General features: G+C 67.2%; 17 protein-coding genes. 8 read left to right on the top strand and 9 right to left on the bottom strand.

What is annotated here, in order from left to right:
* The first annotated feature begins 111 nt into the window (after positions 1-111).
* The 5 genes from OG206_RS16665 to trxA all read left to right on the top strand — a co-directional run bounded on the left by OG206_RS16665 (position 112) and on the right by trxA (position 4,931).
* On the top strand, positions 112-1,806 hold the full coding sequence (locus OG206_RS16665) for a protein kinase family protein (protein ID WP_327116781.1): 1,695 nt from the start codon (positions 112-114) through the stop codon (positions 1,804-1,806).
* A 26-nt stretch (positions 1,807-1,832) separates the two neighbouring features.
* Positions 1,833-2,534, top strand: a complete 702-nt coding sequence (gene sigM / locus OG206_RS16670) for an RNA polymerase sigma factor SigM (RefSeq protein ID WP_327116783.1) — start codon at positions 1,833-1,835, stop codon at positions 2,532-2,534.
* Positions 2,535-2,965: 431 nt separating this feature from the next.
* Positions 2,966-3,457 (top strand): hypothetical protein, encoded by a 492-nt coding sequence (locus OG206_RS16675; protein WP_327116785.1) that lies wholly within the window; start codon positions 2,966-2,968, stop codon positions 3,455-3,457.
* Positions 3,458-3,583: 126 nt separating this feature from the next.
* The gene (gene trxB, locus OG206_RS16680) at positions 3,584-4,555 is read left to right on the top strand and encodes a thioredoxin-disulfide reductase (RefSeq protein WP_327116787.1); all 972 of its coding nucleotides are present in this window, start codon (positions 3,584-3,586) and stop codon (positions 4,553-4,555) included.
* 43 nt (positions 4,556-4,598) lie between these two features.
* Complete coding sequence (gene trxA, locus OG206_RS16685; protein WP_327116789.1) at positions 4,599-4,931, top strand: thioredoxin; 333 nt, start codon at positions 4,599-4,601, stop codon at positions 4,929-4,931.
* A gap of 84 nt (positions 4,932-5,015) precedes the next feature.
* Here the strand turns inward: trxA and OG206_RS16690 are convergent, their stop codons facing one another.
* From OG206_RS16690 to rpmH, 9 genes are all read right to left on the bottom strand, one after another.
* Positions 5,016-5,633, bottom strand: coding sequence for a GNAT family N-acetyltransferase (locus tag OG206_RS16690; RefSeq protein WP_327116791.1), 618 nt, complete (start codon positions 5,631-5,633; stop codon positions 5,016-5,018).
* Positions 5,634-5,936: 303 nt separating this feature from the next.
* Entirely contained in the window at positions 5,937-7,025 is a 1,089-nt protein-coding gene (locus OG206_RS16695) for a ParB/RepB/Spo0J family partition protein (protein ID WP_327116793.1), read from the bottom strand.
* On the bottom strand, positions 7,022-8,116 hold the full coding sequence (locus OG206_RS16700; RefSeq protein ID WP_327116795.1) for a ParA family protein: 1,095 nt from the start codon (positions 8,114-8,116) through the stop codon (positions 7,022-7,024). Before OG206_RS16700 ends, OG206_RS16695 begins: the two co-directional genes overlap by 4 nt.
* A gap of 302 nt (positions 8,117-8,418) precedes the next feature.
* Positions 8,419-9,135 (bottom strand): 16S rRNA (guanine(527)-N(7))-methyltransferase RsmG, encoded by a 717-nt coding sequence (gene rsmG / locus OG206_RS16705; protein ID WP_327116797.1) that lies wholly within the window; start codon positions 9,133-9,135, stop codon positions 8,419-8,421.
* Positions 9,136-9,325: 190 nt separating this feature from the next.
* On the bottom strand, positions 9,326-9,835 hold the full coding sequence (locus tag OG206_RS16710) for a Jag family protein (RefSeq protein ID WP_327116799.1): 510 nt from the start codon (positions 9,833-9,835) through the stop codon (positions 9,326-9,328).
* 14 nt (positions 9,836-9,849) lie between these two features.
* Entirely contained in the window at positions 9,850-11,118 is a 1,269-nt protein-coding gene (gene yidC, locus OG206_RS16715; RefSeq protein ID WP_327116801.1) for a membrane protein insertase YidC, read from the bottom strand.
* 3 nt (positions 11,119-11,121) lie between these two features.
* Positions 11,122-11,481: a membrane protein insertion efficiency factor YidD gene (gene yidD, locus OG206_RS16720; protein WP_327116803.1), complete on the bottom strand. Its 360-nt coding sequence runs from the start codon at positions 11,479-11,481 to the stop codon at positions 11,122-11,124.
* Positions 11,478-11,849: a ribonuclease P protein component gene (gene rnpA / locus OG206_RS16725; RefSeq protein WP_327116805.1), complete on the bottom strand. Its 372-nt coding sequence runs from the start codon at positions 11,847-11,849 to the stop codon at positions 11,478-11,480. The genes yidD and rnpA overlap by 4 nt, the downstream gene beginning before the upstream one ends.
* Before the next feature lie 19 nt (positions 11,850-11,868).
* Positions 11,869-12,006, bottom strand: coding sequence for a 50S ribosomal protein L34 (rpmH, locus tag OG206_RS16730; RefSeq protein WP_003967884.1), 138 nt, complete (start codon positions 12,004-12,006; stop codon positions 11,869-11,871).
* 381 nt (positions 12,007-12,387) lie between these two features.
* Here rpmH and dnaA point away from each other — a divergent pair, with 381 nt between their 5' ends.
* The 3 genes from dnaA (at position 12,388) to gnd (ending at position 17,294) form a co-directional block, all read left to right on the top strand.
* The gene (gene dnaA / locus OG206_RS16735; RefSeq protein WP_327116810.1) at positions 12,388-14,163 is read left to right on the top strand and encodes a chromosomal replication initiator protein DnaA; all 1,776 of its coding nucleotides are present in this window, start codon (positions 12,388-12,390) and stop codon (positions 14,161-14,163) included.
* Between the two features lie 976 nt (positions 14,164-15,139).
* The gene (gene dnaN / locus OG206_RS16740) at positions 15,140-16,270 is read left to right on the top strand and encodes a DNA polymerase III subunit beta (RefSeq protein WP_327122299.1); all 1,131 of its coding nucleotides are present in this window, start codon (positions 15,140-15,142) and stop codon (positions 16,268-16,270) included.
* Between the two features lie 145 nt (positions 16,271-16,415).
* The gene (gnd, locus tag OG206_RS16745) at positions 16,416-17,294 is read left to right on the top strand and encodes a phosphogluconate dehydrogenase (NAD(+)-dependent, decarboxylating) (protein ID WP_327116812.1); all 879 of its coding nucleotides are present in this window, start codon (positions 16,416-16,418) and stop codon (positions 17,292-17,294) included.
* Positions 17,295-17,345: the final 51 nt, after the last annotated feature.

Below are 17,345 nucleotides of genomic sequence, written 5' to 3' on the forward strand. Positions count from 1 at the left end.
CACAACCATCGCTGGACACCGCGTGTCGTGCATAGCGCCGGAGTGTGGGCACAATTGGCGTGATGCCGAGCGGGCTGGCATCGCGCAACGGATGGGGAGGCAGGAACGACGGTGGCGGAACGTAGCACGGCCGCTGTCGACGTGGCCGACAACAGCGGCGACAAGCCGCTGACCGCCAAGGCGGAAGCGGCCACGACCGACGGGACGGCACAAACCCAGGACTCAGAGGCCACGGTCTCGGAGAGCGACGGGCGCGAGGACTCGGCCGGCGTCCCCGCGACGCCCGACCTGCACAGTGGTCACAAACTGGCCGGACGCTACCGGCTCGAGGAGTGCGTCACCCGGCTGGATGGATTCAGCAGCTGGCGCGCCGTCGACGAGAAGCTGCGCCGCGCGGTCGGCGTGCATCTCCTGCCTGCCGACCATCCACGCGCCCGCTCGGTGCTGGCCGCAGCCCGGTCCTCGGCCCTGCTCGGTGACCCTCGCTTCGTCCAGGTACTGGACGCCGTGGAGGAGGACGACCTCGTCTACGTCGTCCATGAATGGCTCCCCGACGCCACCGAACTCACCGCCCTGCTGGCCGCGGGACCGCTGGAGGCCCACGACGCGTACCAGCTCGTGAGCCAGATCTCCCAGGCCATGGCAGCGGCCCATCGCGAAGGCCTGTCGCACCTGCGCCTCACGCCCGGAGCAGTACTGCGCAGTTCGACGGGGCAGTACCGCATCCGTGGGCTGGCTGTGAACGCCGCTCTTCGCGGCATCACGGCCGACAAACCTCTGCGTACGGACACCGAAGCCATCGGAGCCCTTCTCTACGCGGCGCTGACCCGTCGCTGGCCCTACGAGAACGACGCGTACGGTCTTACCGGACTTCCCAAGGACCTGGGCCTCATCCCTCCGGACCAGGTCCGGGCCGGCGTGCACCGTGGGCTGTCCGAGATCGCGATGCGCGCACTCGCCAACGACGGTGCCACCGCGTCGCGCCAGGAACAGCCCTGCACCACCCCGGACGAACTGGCGAAGGCCGTCGCTGCCATGCCGCGGGTCCTCCCCCCGGAGTCGACTTTCACCGCACCGCCCGAGTACCAGCGCACCACCTACCAGCAGGGCACGTACGGACGGCCCTCGACCCGGCCCACCTCCGCCACACAGCCGGTCATCGCCGTTCCTCCCCCTCCGTTGCAGAGCCGCACCGGCAAGGTGCTCAAGTGGGCCGTCTCCGCGCTGCTCATCGCCGCCCTGGGACTCGGCAGCTGGCAGCTTGCGGAGGCCCTGCTCGACAGGAAGGACTCCGAAGAGCCCACCCCCACGCAGACCGACACGACCGACTCGGGCGACGACAACAACGCCATCGAGCCCAGCAAACCCGTGAAGATCGTGGGCGCGCAGGACTACGACCCGCTCGGTTCGGACGGCTCCGAGAAGCCGGCCTCGATAAAGAACGTCTACGACGGGGACGCCGCCTCCTACTGGAACACGGACGGCTACTACAGCGCCTACTTCGGCAAGCTCAAGGAAGGCGTCGGCGTCGTCCTCGACCTCGGTGAGGTCCAGCAGGTCGGCAGCGTCGATGTGTCCTTCCTCGGTGGAGAGACGTCGGTCGAGCTGAGAACGACCGAGGGCGCGTCCGTGCCCCCCATGCCGGACGGCTTCACCAGGGCGGCCAAGGGAACCGGAACAAAGGTGTCACTGAAGCCCGACAAGCCGGTGCAAGCGCGGTACCTTCTGGTCTGGCTGACCAAACTGCCTCCGAGTGACGGCGGGAACTACCGGGGCAAGATCTCGGACATCAAGGTCACCAGCTGACAGCTTCAGGGGGAGGGGGCTCACCGTTGGACGACGCCGGTTTCGCAGACACCAGCGACCAGGATCTCCTGGCTCAGCACGTCGCAGGCGATCCTGACGCCTTCGGTGAGCTGGTCCGGCGGCATCGCGACCGTCTCTGGGCCGTAGCGCTCCGTACACTCGGCGACCGTGAAGAGGCAGCCGACGCGGTGCAGGACGCACTCGTGTCCGCCTTCCGTGCCGCGCACACCTTCCGTGGTCAGTCCGCGGTCACCACCTGGCTCCATCGAATCACGGTCAACGCATGCCTCGACCGCGCCCGCAAGGCGGCTTCCCGGAAGACCGCGCCGGTCGACGACGCGGAGCGGCTCGACCAGCTGATGGAGCCGCACGAGTCCGCCGAGGCTCCTGCGGAACGGCAGGACCTGCACCGCGAGCTTGTGGCAGCTCTGGCCACCCTGCCGGCGGAACAACGCTCGGCTCTCATCCTGGTGGATATGCAGGCGTACCCCGTCGCTGAGGCCGCACGCATCCTCGACGTACCGACAGGCACCGTGAAGAGCCGCTGTGCCCGAGGCCGAGCCAGACTGCTGCCTCTGCTCACGCACCTGCGCGGCGGCAGAGCGGACAGCGAGGGCAGCGTCTTGGCAAGGAACCGGACGCCAGGGACATCCGTCCCATCGCCATCAGGACCAAAAGATACCGGCGACAGCAGTGCCGCGGCTGTGAAGGGAGGCGGGCTCGCATGACATCCACGGCCGACACGGCTCAGCACCCGGACGTCTCGGAGATCTCTGATCTCACTGAAGGGCTGCTCCCGCCACCCCGTGCAACAGCTCTCCGTCAACACCTCTCCGACTGCGGCGAGTGCGCCGAGGTCCACGCCTCACTGGAGGAGATCCGAGCGCTGCTCGGAAACCTTCCCCTCGATGAGGCGATGCCAGAAAATGTCGCCGCACGCATCGACGCGGCCCTGGCGAAGGAGTCGGCCGCTTCTGCCGAGACTCCGACCACAGCTACGAATGTTTCACGTGAAACATACGACCAACCGACCGAGGGCGCGGCCGCTCCCCGCCCTGGGGGACGTCCTCGTGGCGCCACCGGCCCCGGCAGGCGCCCGGCTCGGCGACGCCGTCGCACAGTGATCCTGGGAACCGCTTTCGGCGCGGCGGCCATAGGTGTGAGCGTTTTCCTGTCGCAGTCCGCCCAGTACACCGAGGGCTCGGCCAGCAAAATGGCCGACTCGGGAGTCAGCGCCGCAGAGACAAGGGGTGGAGACTTCTCCGAGAGCACGCTCGGAGGACAGGTCCGTACGCTCCTGAGCGAGGCGGCAGCGGCACAATCCCCCGACGTCGAGGCGGCTCCGCCGTCCCTGGACACCAAGTCGTCCCCGGAGGGTGCGTCCCCCGAAGGCTCTTCTCCCCGCACTCCTCTGCGCGCAGCGACCGTGGTGGTCCCGTCCTGTGTCCAGGCGGGCACCGGCCGCGGCGACGTACCTGCTCTGGCCGTAGAAGAAGGCAGCTACGAGGGCGCCGTCGCATTCCTCGTCGTCCTGCCTCATGCGAGTGATCCCGGCCGCGTCACGGCCTACGTCGTCGATGCCACGTGCGTGGGTTCCGCCTCGGCGGCAAAGGGACAGCTGCTGCTCGCGCATTCCTACGCACGCCCCTGAGGCCCGTGCCGGTATCCGAGCGGAAACTTCGGGAATGCATGCCCCGTAGGATCCGTTGGGTGGGGTGAGAGTCGAGGAACCGACCCCAGTAGGCAGCAGGCAGTCCGCAGAGACGAGGAAGAACCCGTGAGCGACGTCCGTAATGTGATCATCATCGGCTCCGGGCCGGCTGGTTACACCGCCGCCCTGTACACCGCTCGCGCCTCTCTGAAGCCGCTGGTGTTCGAAGGTGCCGTCACCGCCGGCGGTGCGCTGATGAACACCACCGACGTGGAGAATTTCCCGGGCTTCCAGGACGGCATCATGGGCCCGGACCTCATGGACAACATGCGTGCCCAGGCCGAGCGCTTCGGTGCTGAGCTCATCCCCGACGACGTGGTCTCCGTCGACCTCTCCGGTGACGTCAAGACGGTCACGGACACCGCTGGCACGGTGCACCGCGCCAAGGCGGTCATCGTCACCACGGGCTCCCAGCACCGCAAGCTCGGTCTTCCCAATGAGGACGCACTCTCCGGTCGGGGTGTCTCCTGGTGTGCCACCTGCGACGGCTTCTTCTTCAAGGACCAGGACATCGCCGTGGTCGGCGGCGGCGACACCGCGATGGAGGAGGCGACCTTCCTCTCCCGCTTCGCCAAGTCCGTCACGATCGTCCACCGCCGCGATTCCCTGCGCGCCTCGAAGGCCATGCAGGAGCGCGCCTTCGCCGACCCGAAGATCAAGTTTGCGTGGGACAGCGAGGTGGCCGCGGTCCACGGCGACCAGAAGCTCTCCGGCCTCACCCTGCGCAACACCACGACGGGTGAGACGTCCGAGCTTCCGGTGACGGGTCTTTTCATTGCCGTCGGCCACGATCCCCGTACGGAGCTCTTCAAGGGTCAGCTCGACCTCGACGACGAGGGTTACCTCAAGGTTCAGGCCCCCTCGACGCGCACCAACCTCAAGGGCGTCTTCGGAGCCGGTGACGTCGTGGACCACACCTACCGCCAGGCCATCACCGCCGCCGGAACAGGCTGCTCCGCAGCTCTCGACGCTGAGCGCTTCCTCGCCGCGCTCTCCGACGAGCAGCTCGCGGAGCCGGAGAAGACCCCGGCAGTCTGACTTTTCCCCCAACCCCACACCCCGCGAATTCAAGGAGGCAGCCGTGGCCGGCGCCCTGAAGAACGTAACCGACGACTCCTTTGACGAGGACGTCCTGAAGAGCGACAAGCCCGTTCTGGTCGACTTCTGGGCCGCCTGGTGCGGACCGTGCCGCCAGATCGCCCCGTCGCTCGAGGCTATCGCCGCAGAACACGGTGACCAGATCGAGATCGTCAAGCTCAACATCGACGAGAACCCGGCCACTGCGGCCAAGTACGGCGTGATGTCGATCCCCACGCTGAACGTCTACCAGGGCGGCGAGGTGGCCAAGACCATCGTCGGCGCCAAGCCGAAGGCCGCGATCCTCCGCGACCTCGAGCCGTTCATCAGCGAGTAGCAGCAACGCACTGTTTCACGTGAAACGGGCCCACCCTCAGGGGTGGGCCCGTTCTGCATTCGCCCCACCGGTCTGCAGACCCGCTCAGAGCGGTCGAAGCACGGGTTCCTTCTGTACGGCGCCCAGCAATCTGTCCAGTGCCAGTTCGACGTCCTCCTTCCAGGAGAGCGTCGTGCGAAGCTCAAGCCTCAGCCGTGGGTGTGCGGGGTGCGGTCGTACCGTCTTGAATCCCACAGCCAGCAGATGGTCCGCCGGGAGCATGCACGCAGGCTCTTTCCATCGCGCGTCACCAAAGGCCTCGATGGCCTTGAACCCGCGCCGCAGAAGGTCTTTGGCCACTGTCTGCACCATCACGCGGCCCAATCCCTGGCCCTGGAATCCCGGCACGATCAGGGACGTCATCAGCTGCACGGCGTCGGGGGAGACCGGGCTGGTCGGAAAGGCGGTCGATCGTGGGACGTACGCGGGCGGAGCGTAAAGGACGTACCCCACAGCCACATCGTCCACATAGACGACTCTGCCGCAGGAACCCCACTCCAGCAGGACAGCGGAGATCCAGGCTTCCTTCTCGAGTTCGGCTCTGCCGGCCTCTATCGCGGCTTGCCCGCTGACCGGATCAAGTTCCCAGAAGACGCACGAGCGGCATCGCTTGGGGAGATCCGGAAGGTTGTCCAGTGTGAGCGGTACAAACCGACGCCCCATGTAGGCGGTTCCTCGCTTCCTTCGCCCGCCGCATCACGTGCGGCTGCGAGCGCACTGCGTTCTCGGAACAGGCTGCCTACGAACCCCCCGACAGCACCAAGCCCCAAACCGACTGACACCAGGTGGCTGCGATTCACTGATCGCACGGCCCCCGCCTCCTCTGAGGTGGATCACGGTGGTGGATACGCCATACCAGAACGCATCGTATCCACCCAGACGTGATGGGGATACCGAGGAACGGCAAAGGGCGGGCCGGGTTCCGGAAAGTTCCGGAACCCGGCCCGCCCTTTGCCACAAGTCGCCTCAGCCCTCGTCGGCCTCGTCCTGCCCCGACTCGATGCTCCGCTCCAACACACGCCCCTCACCGGGAGCAAGGCTGCCGAGGATGCGGTCCAGATCCTCCATCGAAGCGAACTCGACGACGATCTTCCCCTTCTTCTGACCCAGGTCGACCTTTACCCGCGTCTCGAAACGGTCCGAGAGGCGCGATGCCAGATCGGTCAGAGCCGGAGAGACCCGCCCGCCGGCGCGGGGGCCCCTCGGCTTGGCCGAACTCGTGGGCTCGGATCCCAGAAGGTTCACGATCTCTTCGACCGCACGCACCGACAGTCCCTCGGCAACGATGCGGTGAGCCAGCCGGTCCTGCTCCTCGGAGTCGTCGACGGACAGCAGCGCCCGCGCATGCCCCGCGGAGAGAACGCCCGCCGCGACCCTTCGCTGCACCGACGGGGAGAGCCTGAGCAGCCGCAGCGTGTTGGACACCTGCGGACGGGACCGACCGATGCGATCGGCCAGCTGGTCGTGGGTGCACTTGAAGTCCTTGAGCAGCTGGTCGTACGCAGCCGCCTCCTCCAACGGGTTCAGCTGAGCCCGGTGCAGATTCTCCAGAAGAGCGTCCAGGAGCAGCTTCTCGTCGTCGGTCGCACGAACGATGGCCGGGATACCCTCCAGCCCCGCTTCGCCGCACGCCCTCCAACGGCGCTCACCCATGATGAGCTCGTAACGGTCCTCGGCAACCTTGCGCACGACGACGGGCTGAAGAAGGCCGACCTCTTTGATGGAGGTGACCAGCTCGGCCAGAGCGTCCTCGTCAAAGACTTCACGGGGCTGCTTGGGGTTCGGAACGATCGAGGCGAGAGGGATCTCGGCGAAGTAGGCGCCCGCGACGTTCACCTGCTCCGCGACGGACTCCATCTCGGCAACGGGTGAACTCGGCTCGGGAACCTTGGCTCCCGTGGGCAGAGCGGCCAGCTTCGCGGCCGCTACTCCCCGCTCGGCCGTCAACACGGACGACGCGACCGACCCGTCGGTGGCGACTACTTGCTTCTCCTGCGGAGCTGCGGGAATCAGCGCACCGAGCCCACGCCCCAGCCCTCTACGACGCTCACTCACTGCATGCCCTCCGAGTTGCTCTGCTGGTTGTTCGACATGCCCGTGCGGGCATGCTCGACCGACGAGGCGTGCTGGGCCTCGTAGTGCACTCCCACACCCCTCAGGGCGATCTCACGGGCCGCCTCCAGATACGACAGGGACCCGCTGGAGCCCGGATCGTACGTCAGGACGGTCTGCCCGTAGCTCGGCGCCTCCGAGATGCGCACGGACCGCGGAATGCTCGTCCTCAGCACTTCTTTGCCGAAGTGCGTACGAACCTCTTCTGCGACCTGCGAAGCGAGTCTGGTTCGCCCGTCATACATGGTCAGCAGGATTGTGGACACATGCAGATCAGGGTTCAGGTGCCCACGGACCAGGTCGACGTTCCGCAACAACTGTCCGAGTCCTTCTAGCGCGTAGTACTCGCACTGGATCGGGATGAGCACCTCGGCCCCGGCGACGAGCGCGTTGACCGTGAGCAGGCCGAGCGAGGGCGGACAGTCGATGAGGATGTAGTCGAGAGGCTGCTCGTAGGCCTGGATCGCCCGCTGCAATCGACTCTCCCGCGCCACCAGCGACACGAGCTCGATCTCCGCACCGGCGAGATCGATGGTCGCTGGGGCGCAGAAGAGACCTTCGACGTCCGGGACGGGCTGGACCACCTCGGAGAGCGGCATGCTCTCCACCAGGACGTCGTAGATGGAGGGAACCTCTGCATGGTGGTCGATCCCCAGAGCCGTGGAGGCGTTCCCTTGCGGGTCGAGGTCCACCACCAGAACACGGGCTCCGTGGAGCGCGAGCGAAGCGGCCAGGTTGACCGTCGAGGTCGTCTTACCCACTCCACCCTTCTGGTTGGCCACCACCATGACGCGTGTCCGGTCTGGCCTGGGCAGCCCCTCGCCGGCGCGGCCGAGCGCCTCGACCGCCAACTGGGCAGCGCGGCCAATAGGGGTGTCGTCCATCGGAGGCGGTGTTTCACGTGAAACACCATCCCCCAGGGACTCGGTACGGGGACCGGGGACCGGATCGGTCATCGGTCCCGCGATGTTGGCGTCGGACCGCAAGGATTCACTCTCCTCGACTTCAGGCTCGCAATGAACAGAGCCTGCCATGCTTTCGGGGTCGTGAACCAGCGAGGCCGACTGTTCTGTGGATGAATCCGGTTCTGTGGACAACTTGGCGACCCGTACGGGGGTGCGGCCGCGCGGCGTGGCAGCCGCACGACCGCGGCCGATGATCCCCTGCAGCAGAGAGCGACGTTTCACGTGAAACACGATGCCTGCGCAGCCCAACGGCACGACCTCGACACTCCGCAGCCATCACATATCACTGCTTGCATGGAGCATCGACACGAAGCGGTCCCTGAAGCAGCAAAAAGGGCGCGGTGGTGTCACGCACCGCCTCGGGGAGTTCCTCAGCGGCGTCGGCGCGTGCGGCTGACCCGTGCAGCCTTGGCTCGCTTTGCGGCGAACCTCACACCACCCGGGCTCTCCCCGACCACCACGCGCACGACCGTGGACGTCGGATCGACCAGCCCCTCACCGACGTGCAGCACCTCGGTCTCCACCACGCCGAGCTTGCTCAGAGCAGCGCGAGCCCCGTGGATCTCCTCCTCGGCGGCTCCGCCTTTGAGCGCCAGCATCTCCCCGTACGGACGGAGCAGAGGGACACCCCACCCCGCGAGCCGGTCGAGAGGGGCCACCGCGCGGGCCGTCACTACGTGCACCGGCTGGAGCGTCCCCAGTACCTCTTCGGCGCGCCCACGCACGACCGTCACGTGGTCCAGGCCGAGCAGCTCGACGACCTCCTGAAGGAAGTTCGTGCGGCGCAGCAAGGGCTCCAGCAGCGTGATCTTCAGGTCCGGGCGCACCAATGCCAGCGGAATGCCGGGAAGGCCGGCCCCCGATCCCACGTCGCAGACCGTGACCCCTTCGGGCACCACCTCTGACAGCACCGCGCAGTTCAAGAGGTGCCGCTCCCACAGGCGAGGAACCTCACGAGGGCCGATCAGGCCACGCTTGACGCCTGCGTCAGCGAGAAGCTCCGCGTACCGGACAGCCTCTGGGAAGAACTCTCCGAATACCGCTTGCGCCTCCTTGGGCGCCTGAGGGAGCTCTGCTTCCTCCGTCACGGGGACCGTCCTTCCGTACCGCACTCATCGGGTCTCGCTCAGATCATGCCAAGCAGTGTGCCCAACCGGCCGCGCGCATGTGCGACCGGATCCGAACGAAGTCCCCGCCCCACTGTGGGTGGCTGACTATCAGGCTGACAAAGATCGGCCCCGCCTGCGAACAGACGGGGCCGACACAACAAGGATCCGGTCAGGCCGGAAGAACGACGACGAAGCGCTGCGGCTCCTCGCCCTCGGACTCACTTCGCAGACCCGCCGCGGCGATCGCGTCGTGCACGACCTTGCGCTCGAAGGGCGTCATGGGCTCGAGCTTCACCGGCTCGCCGGAGCTCTTGACCTCGTCCGCGGCCTTGGCCCCCAGTGCGGCGAGAACCTCACGCTTCTGGGCCCGGAAGCCGGCGATGTCCAGCATCAGGCGGCTGCGGTCACCGGTCTCACGGTGAACAGCCAGGCGCGTCAGCTCCTGGAGCGCTTCCAGCACCTCACCGTCGCGACCCACGAGCTTCTGCAGGTCACGCGCCGAGTCGCTGATGATCGAGACCGCGGCCCGGTCCGCCTCCACATCCATGTCGATGTCGCCGTCGAGGTCGGCAATGTCGAGCAGGCCTTCGAGGTAGTCGGCCGCGATCTCGCCCTCCTGCTCGAGGCGGGTCAGAGTGTCGCTGCCCTCAGCGGCCGTGGTGGTGGTGCCTTCCGTCACGGATGGACTCCTTCTTACTTCTTGGACGGGTGCTTGGGCCGCTGCGGGCCCTTGCGCTGTCCGGACTTGGCTTGGCGTGAGGAGCCGGACGCGGCGGGCTTGCCCGTCGGCTTCGGCTTGTCTTCCTGCGGTGCGTCCTGCTTCTCCAGCGAGGTCTTGGGTCCCGAGTCGCCGGAGTCGGAGTCCTTCGCCGCACCGGGGTGCGTGGCGGCAGTGTGGCGCTTCGCCTTCGTCTGGCGCTTGGGCTGCTGCCGCTTGGCCGGAGTACCGCCCTCGGCCTCGAGTACCGCGGCTTCACTCTTCGCCACCGTGCCGTCCTCCTGGGCCGCGAGGCCCAGCTTCCCGAGGCCGGTGATGAACTTGCGCTCGATGTCGTTGCGGTCGGGGCCCTTGGCGACGATGGCCTTGACGGTGTTGCGCCGCGTCCTGCCCCGCACGTCGCCGTGCGCGGTCACGCTCTTCAGCACCCTGCCCAGGTAGGCGTCCTGCGCCTTGCTGCCAGGAGTGGGATTCCGGTTGATCACGTACATCTGCTGACCCATGGTCCAGACGTTCGTGGTCAGCCAGTACACGAGGACACCGACGGGGAAGTTGATGCCGGTGACGGCGAAGATCACGGGGAAGATGTACATCAGCATCTTCTGCTGCTGCATGTACGGCGTCTTCACCGTGAGGTCGACGTTCTTCGTCATCAGTTGGCGCTGAGTGAAGAACTGCGACGCCGACATCATCACGATCATGATCGCGGTGACGACACGCACGTCCAGCAGGGAGGCGCCGAGCGCCTGCACCTTGTCTTCACTGTCCAGGAACTTGGCCGCCAGCGGAGCGCCGAAGATGTGCGCCTTACGCGCACTGTCCAGGAGCGGCTGGTCGATGACACCGATCGTCTTGCCCGAGGCGATGGCCGAGAGCACGTGGTACAGGGCGAAGAAGAACGGGGACTGCGCCAGGATGGGAAGGCACGAGGAGAGCGGGTTGGTACCCGTCTCCTTGTACAGCTTCATCATCTCTTCGGACTGACGCTGCTTGTCGTTCTTGTAGCGCTCCTGGATCGCCTTCATCTTCGGCTGGAGCACCTGCATGTTCCGGGTCGACTTGATCTGCTTCACGAAGAGCGGGATCAGGCAGATCCGGATCAGGATCACGAGGGACACGATGGACAGGCCCCAGGCCCACCCCGTGTCGTCCCCGAAAATCGCTCCGTACAGCTTGTGGAACTGGACGATGACCCACGAGACAGGTGTGGTGATAAAGCTGAACAGACTGGCAATCGTGTCCACTAATCAGGCTCCTTGAGCTTTGGGCGAGGTCTCTTTGGCCGGGCTCAGGGGTTCGGAGACCGACCCCCCGGAAGGCACATCGGCGGCTGAGTCCCCGCCCTTGCCGCCGCGCAAAGAGCTGCGCAGCAGTTCGTGCCACCGCGGACGTTTGCGTGGCGGTACGTAATCCACGCCACCGGGTGACCACGGATTGCAACGCAGGATGCGCCATGCGGTCAGCGCTGTTCCCTTGATCGCTCCGTGCCGGTCGATCGCCGTATATCCATAGTGGGAACACGACGGGTAGTACCGGCAGACGGGCCCGAGGAGCGGGCTGATCGTCCACTGGTACAGCTTGATGAGAGCCAGCAGCGGGTACTTCATCGCGCGCCCCCTCCCAGCAACCGCCGGAGGGCGGCATCCAGGTCTCGGGCCAGCTGTGCATGATCGGCGTCACCCGATCCGGGCAACGCTCGTACGACAACAAGGCTACCGGGGGGCAGCTGAGCCAGCCGATCGCGTACCAGATGGCGAAGTTTCCGCTTCACCGCGGTGCGGACGACGGCTCCCCCCACTGCTTTGCTGACAACGAAACCCGCACGCGGCGGAGGAGCACTCTCCCCAGTCACGTGCGGGTCCGTTACACCGCTGCTTAGATGGACGACGAGGAGCGGGCGTCCTGCCCTACGCCCTCGTCGTACCGCGGTCGCGAAGTCCTCGCGCCGCCTCAGCCGATTCTCTGAAGGCAGCACGTCATGGACCTGTAAGCGATCAGGCGGACAGGCTGCTGCGGCCCTTGCCACGGCGGTTCGCGAGAATCGCGCGGCCGGCACGGGTACGCATACGCAGCCGGAAGCCGTGGGTCTTGGCGCGACGACGGTTGTTCGGCTGGAAGGTGCGCTTGCTCACTCGGGGGCTCCAGAAATGATTCGTGTGTTGGCGGGACATCGCCTGGCTGTCACCGTGCGCCCACGAGGAACTCGCGTAAACGCCTTAGTGCACCGCTTCACAATCACAGATCGTGATCTTTGCCCATCGGAGGCAGGCGGCAGCAGCCATCGACAACTCGACCTGGTCACGGTACGCGCGGCTGCGCCATTCGGTCAAACCGGCTTCGCGGCACCCCATGCTGTACACAGCCTGTGGACAACAACTTGAACCGCGCGGGTCGCCCTGACTACCGTGGCTGAACTCCGGTTCCTTTCCTTCCCCCCTGCCGGGCCTCACCCGACCCGACCCATCCCGTCCCGAGAAGCACACATTCGTGGGACATGCGAGAGAGCGTGCCTTGTGGCTGACGTACCTGCCGATCTTGCCGCAGTGTGGCCACGAGTGCTGGAACAACTCCTCGGGGAGGGCCAGCAGGCCATCGAGCCGAAGGACAAGCAGTGGATCGAGCGCTGCCAGCCCCTGGCACTCGTCGCCGACACCGCGCTGCTCGCCGTGCCCAACGAGTGGGGCAAGCGCGTCCTCGAGGGCAGACTCGCCCCGTTGATCAGCGAGACGCTGACGCGTGAATGCGGGCGTCCTATCAGGATCGCCATCACCGTCGACGACTCCGCCGGCGAGCCGCCGGCGCCGCCCGCACCCCCCATGCACGCGTCGCATGAGCCCCGCCGCTACCAGGGGCCCCAGCGCGACGAGCCCTCCCACAACGACGGGTACGACGGCTACGGCTCCAGGCCCTCGGACGACGGGATGCCGACGGCCCGCCCCGCGTACCCGGACTACCAGCAGCACCGTCCCGAGCCCGGCGCCTGGCCCCGTGCCCAGGAGGACCTCGCCTGGCAGCCACGGCACGGTGGCTACCAGGAGCGCGACCCCTACGCCAGCCCGCGCCCGCAGCAGCCCCGGCACGACTACCGTCCGCAGCCGCCCGAGCACCAGGGCTACGACCAGCCGCGGGACGACCGCGACCGTCGTGACCTGCAGGAGCAGCAGCCGCAGCACCGCCAGGGCGGGCCGGGCACGGGCCGGGCCGGGGGCGGGCCGATGGGCGCACAGTCCCCGCCGCCTCCCGGCACGAACGAGCCGCACGCGAGGCTGAACCCGAAGTACCTCTTCGACACCTTCGTCATCGGCGCGTCCAACCGATTCGCCCACGCCGCGGCAGTCGCGGTGGCGGAGGCGCCCGCGAAGGCGTACAACCCCCTCTTCATCTACGGGGAGTCGGGCCTGGGGAAGACGCACCTGCTGCATGCCATCGGGCACTACGCGCGCAGCCTCTACCCGGGCACCCGGGTGCGGTACGTGAGCTCCGAGGAGTTCACCAACGAGTTCATCAACTCGATCCGCGACGGCAAGGGCGACACCTTCCGCAAGCGCTACCGGGACGTGGACATCCTCCTGGTCGACGACATCCAGTTCCTCGCGAGCAAGGAGTCGACGCAGGAGGAGTTCTTCCACACCTTCAACACGCTCCACAACGCGAACAAGCAGATCGTGCTGTCCTCGGACCGGCCGCCCAAGCAGCTGGTGACCCTGGAGGACCGGCTGCGCAACAGGTTCGAGTGGGGGCTGACGACCGACGTCCAGCCGCCCGAGCTCGAGACGCGTATCGCGATCCTCCGCAAGAAGGCGGTGCAGGAGCAGCTCAACGCCCCGCCGGAGGTACTGGAGTTCATCGCGTCCCGCATCTCGCGGAACATCCGCGAGCTCGAGGGCGCGCTCATCCGTGTGACCGCGTTCGCGAGCCTCAACAGGCAGCCGGTGGACCTCGGTCTGACCGAGATCGTGCTCAAGGACCTGATCCCGGGAGGCGAGGACTCGGCTCCCGAGATCACCGCTCCGGCCATCATGGCGGCCACCGCTGACTACTTCGGGCTGACGGTGGAGGACCTCTGCGGATCGTCGCGCAGCCGCGTGCTGGTGACGGCGCGGCAGATCGCCATGTACCTGTGCCGTGAGCTGACGGATCTCTCCCTGCCCAAGATCGGAGCCCAGTTCGGCGGGCGGGACCACACGACGGTCATGCACGCCGACCGGAAGATCCGCGCGCTCATGGCGGAACGACGCTCCATCTACAACCAGGTCACCGAGCTCACCAACCGCATCAAGAACGGCTGAGGCAGGAGCCGGCGGCACGTCCCCGCTCAGCGCACCCGGAGGCGCCTCCCGAGACCGCAAGGTCTTCGGGAGGCGCCTTTTCTTCGTCAGGACCGGCTGAGACGCGCCCAGGAATCAGGCTGCCGAGACGGTGCGAGAGGCCGCTGTGCCCGCCTGAAGGGCTCGCCGAGACCGCTCTGGCCCTTGCCCGAGCAGGCGCCCCCTGCGCGGACTGTTCGAATGCGGGCCTCTGAGGGGCCCTTCTCCACAGGTGACCCGGGATTTTGGCGTCCACAGCCTGGGGACTGCGAAGTTGTTCATATTGCGTCCACAGGCCTGACTGTCGATACTCCATCAGGCCAGGTCAGGTGCCTGGGGATTTGTGGTCAACGATGATCCACAGCCTGTGGACAGAATTTTCGTCCACAGGGCCTCGATGCTGTTGTCCACCGGCGGCCCACAGGCCAGGCGCTCTTGTCCCCAGCTTCTCCACACGCCTGTCCACTGTTCGGCAACCCGACACCCGCCTTCACTGCCAAGAGTGAAAGGCGTCACACCGGGGGTCGTGGTTGGGCTGTGGGGAACGGGGGTAAACCTGGGGACAGCCCTGGGGAGAAGTCACCCCGCCCTGTGCATCGGGTGTGCAGAACTTTCCTGTGTCCACAGAAGTGCCCGGTTGTCCACCGGTGCCACCCACAGGGTCGGTGGACAAAAAACCGATGGTGACCTGCGCAAACGACGTTATCCACGGTTTCCACAGGACCTACTACTACTACCACTCAGAGTTAGCCAGGAATCAGCTTCGAAGTGGGGCCTGTGCACAACTCGAGCGGCGAGCTCGGCGAACCTCTTGGCGCGACTTGACCCCGAGCAGCAACGGCTGTCGGCGCCGTACGTCAGACTGGACCCCGGCGGCCTCCCCAGCCCATCGGCGGGGAGCCCCGGTCAGACGACGAAGGCCAGCAGGGCGAGCGAGCAACAGCAGGAGGCGGTTCCGGTGAAGATCCGGGTGGAGCGCGATGTACTCGCGGAGGCAGTGGCCTGGGTGGCCCGCAGCCTCCCGGCCCGGCCTCCGGCTCCCGTTCTCGCGGGCCTTCTCCTGAAGGCCGAGGACGGTGCCCTCAGCTTCTCGAGCTTCGACTACGAGGTCTCGGCCAAGGTCTCCGTGGACGCGGAGATCGAGGATGACGGCACGGTCCTCGTCTCCGGCCGGCTGCTCGCCGACATCTGCCGTGCCCTGCCGAACCGCCCCGTCGAGATCTCCACAGACGGTGTGCGGGCGACGGTCGTCTGCGGCTCCTCCCGATTCACACTCCACACACTGCCTGTGGAGGAGTACCCCGCGCTTCCGCAGATGCCGACCGCCACGGGCACCGTCCCGGGTGAGGTCTTCGCCTCTGCCGCGGCCCAGGTCGCGATCGCGGCGGGGCGCGACGACACCCTGCCCGTCCTGACCGGTGTCCGGATCGAGATCGAGGGCGACACCGTCACCCTCGCGTCGACCGACCGCTACCGCTTCGCGGTCCGTGAGTTCCTCTGGAAGCCCGAGAACCCGGACGCCTCGGCCGTGGCCCTGGTGCCCGCCAAGACGCTCCTGGACACCGCCAAGGCACTTACCAGCGGCGACACGGTCACCCTGGCGCTGTCGGGTTCGGGGGCCGGCGAGGGCCTGATCGGTTTCGAGGGCGCGGGCCGTCGTACGACCACCCGCCTGCTCGAGGGCGACCTGCCGAAGTACCGGACGCTCTTCCCCACCGAGTTCAACTCGGTCGCGGTCATCGAGACCGCGCCGTTCGTCGAGGCCGTCAAGCGTGTGGCCCTCGTCGCCGAGCGGAACACTCCGGTGCGCCTCAGCTTCGAGCAGGGCGTCCTGATCCTCGAAGCGGGCTCCAGCGACGACGCACAGGCTGTGGAGCGGGTCGACGCGGTGCTCGAGGGGGACGACATCTCGATCGCCTTCAACCCGACCTTCCTGCTGGACGGGCTCAGCGCCATCGACTCCCCGGTGGCCCAGCTCTCCTTCACGACGTCGACCAAGCCCGCCCTCCTGAGCGGCCGGCCCGCCGTCGACGCCGAGGCCGACGCGGCCTACAAGTACCTGATCATGCCCGTTCGTCTCTCGGGCTGATCCGGGCACCGTTCCTCTTACCGCGGCTTCCGGTGGGCAGGCTCAGCGCCGAGCGTGCCCACCCCGCCGCCCCCCGCCGTGCCGTCCTGGGCGGGCGTAGGCTCGGACCCGGGTACGAATCGGCACAACGCTAAAGGAATCTCTGATGGAGCTCGGTCTCGTCGGCCTCGGCAAGATGGGCGGCAACATGCGCGAGCGCATCCGCCGCGCAGGCCACACCGTCATCGGTTACGACCGCAACGCGGACATCGCCGATGTCCACAGCCTCGAAGAGCTTGTGGGCAAGCTCAAGGGCCCGCGCGTCGTGTGGGTCATGGTCCCGGCGGGTGCCGCGACCCAGTCCACCGTCGACGAGCTGGCCGAGCTGCTCTCCCCGGGTGACGTCGTCGTGGACGGTGGGAACTCCCGCTGGACCGACGACGAGAAGCACGCCGTCGAGCTCGGCATCAAGGGCATCGGCTTCGTCGACTGCGGTGTCTCCGGCGGCGTCTGGGGCCTGGAGAACGGCTACGCCCTGATGTACGGCGGCGACGCGGCCCACGTCGAGAAGGTCCAGCCGATCTTCGACGCGCTCAAGCCGGAGGGCCAGTTCGGCTCCGTCCACGCGGGCAAGGTCGGCGCCGGCCACTTCGCCAAGATGGTCCACAACGGCATCGAGTACGCCATGATGCAGGCGTACGCCGAGGGCTGGGAGCTCCTGGAGAAGGTCGACTCCGTCACGGACGTGCGCGAGGTCTTCCGCTCCTGGCAGGAGGGCACGGTCATCCGTTCCTGGCTGCTCGACCTGGCGGTCAACGCGCTGGACGACGACGAGCACCTGGACCAGCTGCGCGGCTTCGCCGCCGACTCGGGCGAGGGCCGGTGGACGGTCGAGGCCGCCATCGACAACGCGGTGCCGCTGCCCGCGATCACCGCTTCGCTGTTCGCGCGCTTCGCCTCGCGGCAGGACGACTCCCCGCAGATGAAGATGATCGCCGCGCTGCGCAACCAGTTCGGCGGGCACGCGGTCGAGAACAAGAAGTAGCCGCTGAAGTAAGCGGCAGGCGGTACAGCAGCACACGGAAGAGAAGTCGGA

The organism is Streptomyces sp. NBC_01341 (genome assembly GCF_035946055.1).
Classification (GTDB): Bacteria; Actinomycetota; Actinomycetes; order Streptomycetales; family Streptomycetaceae; genus Streptomyces.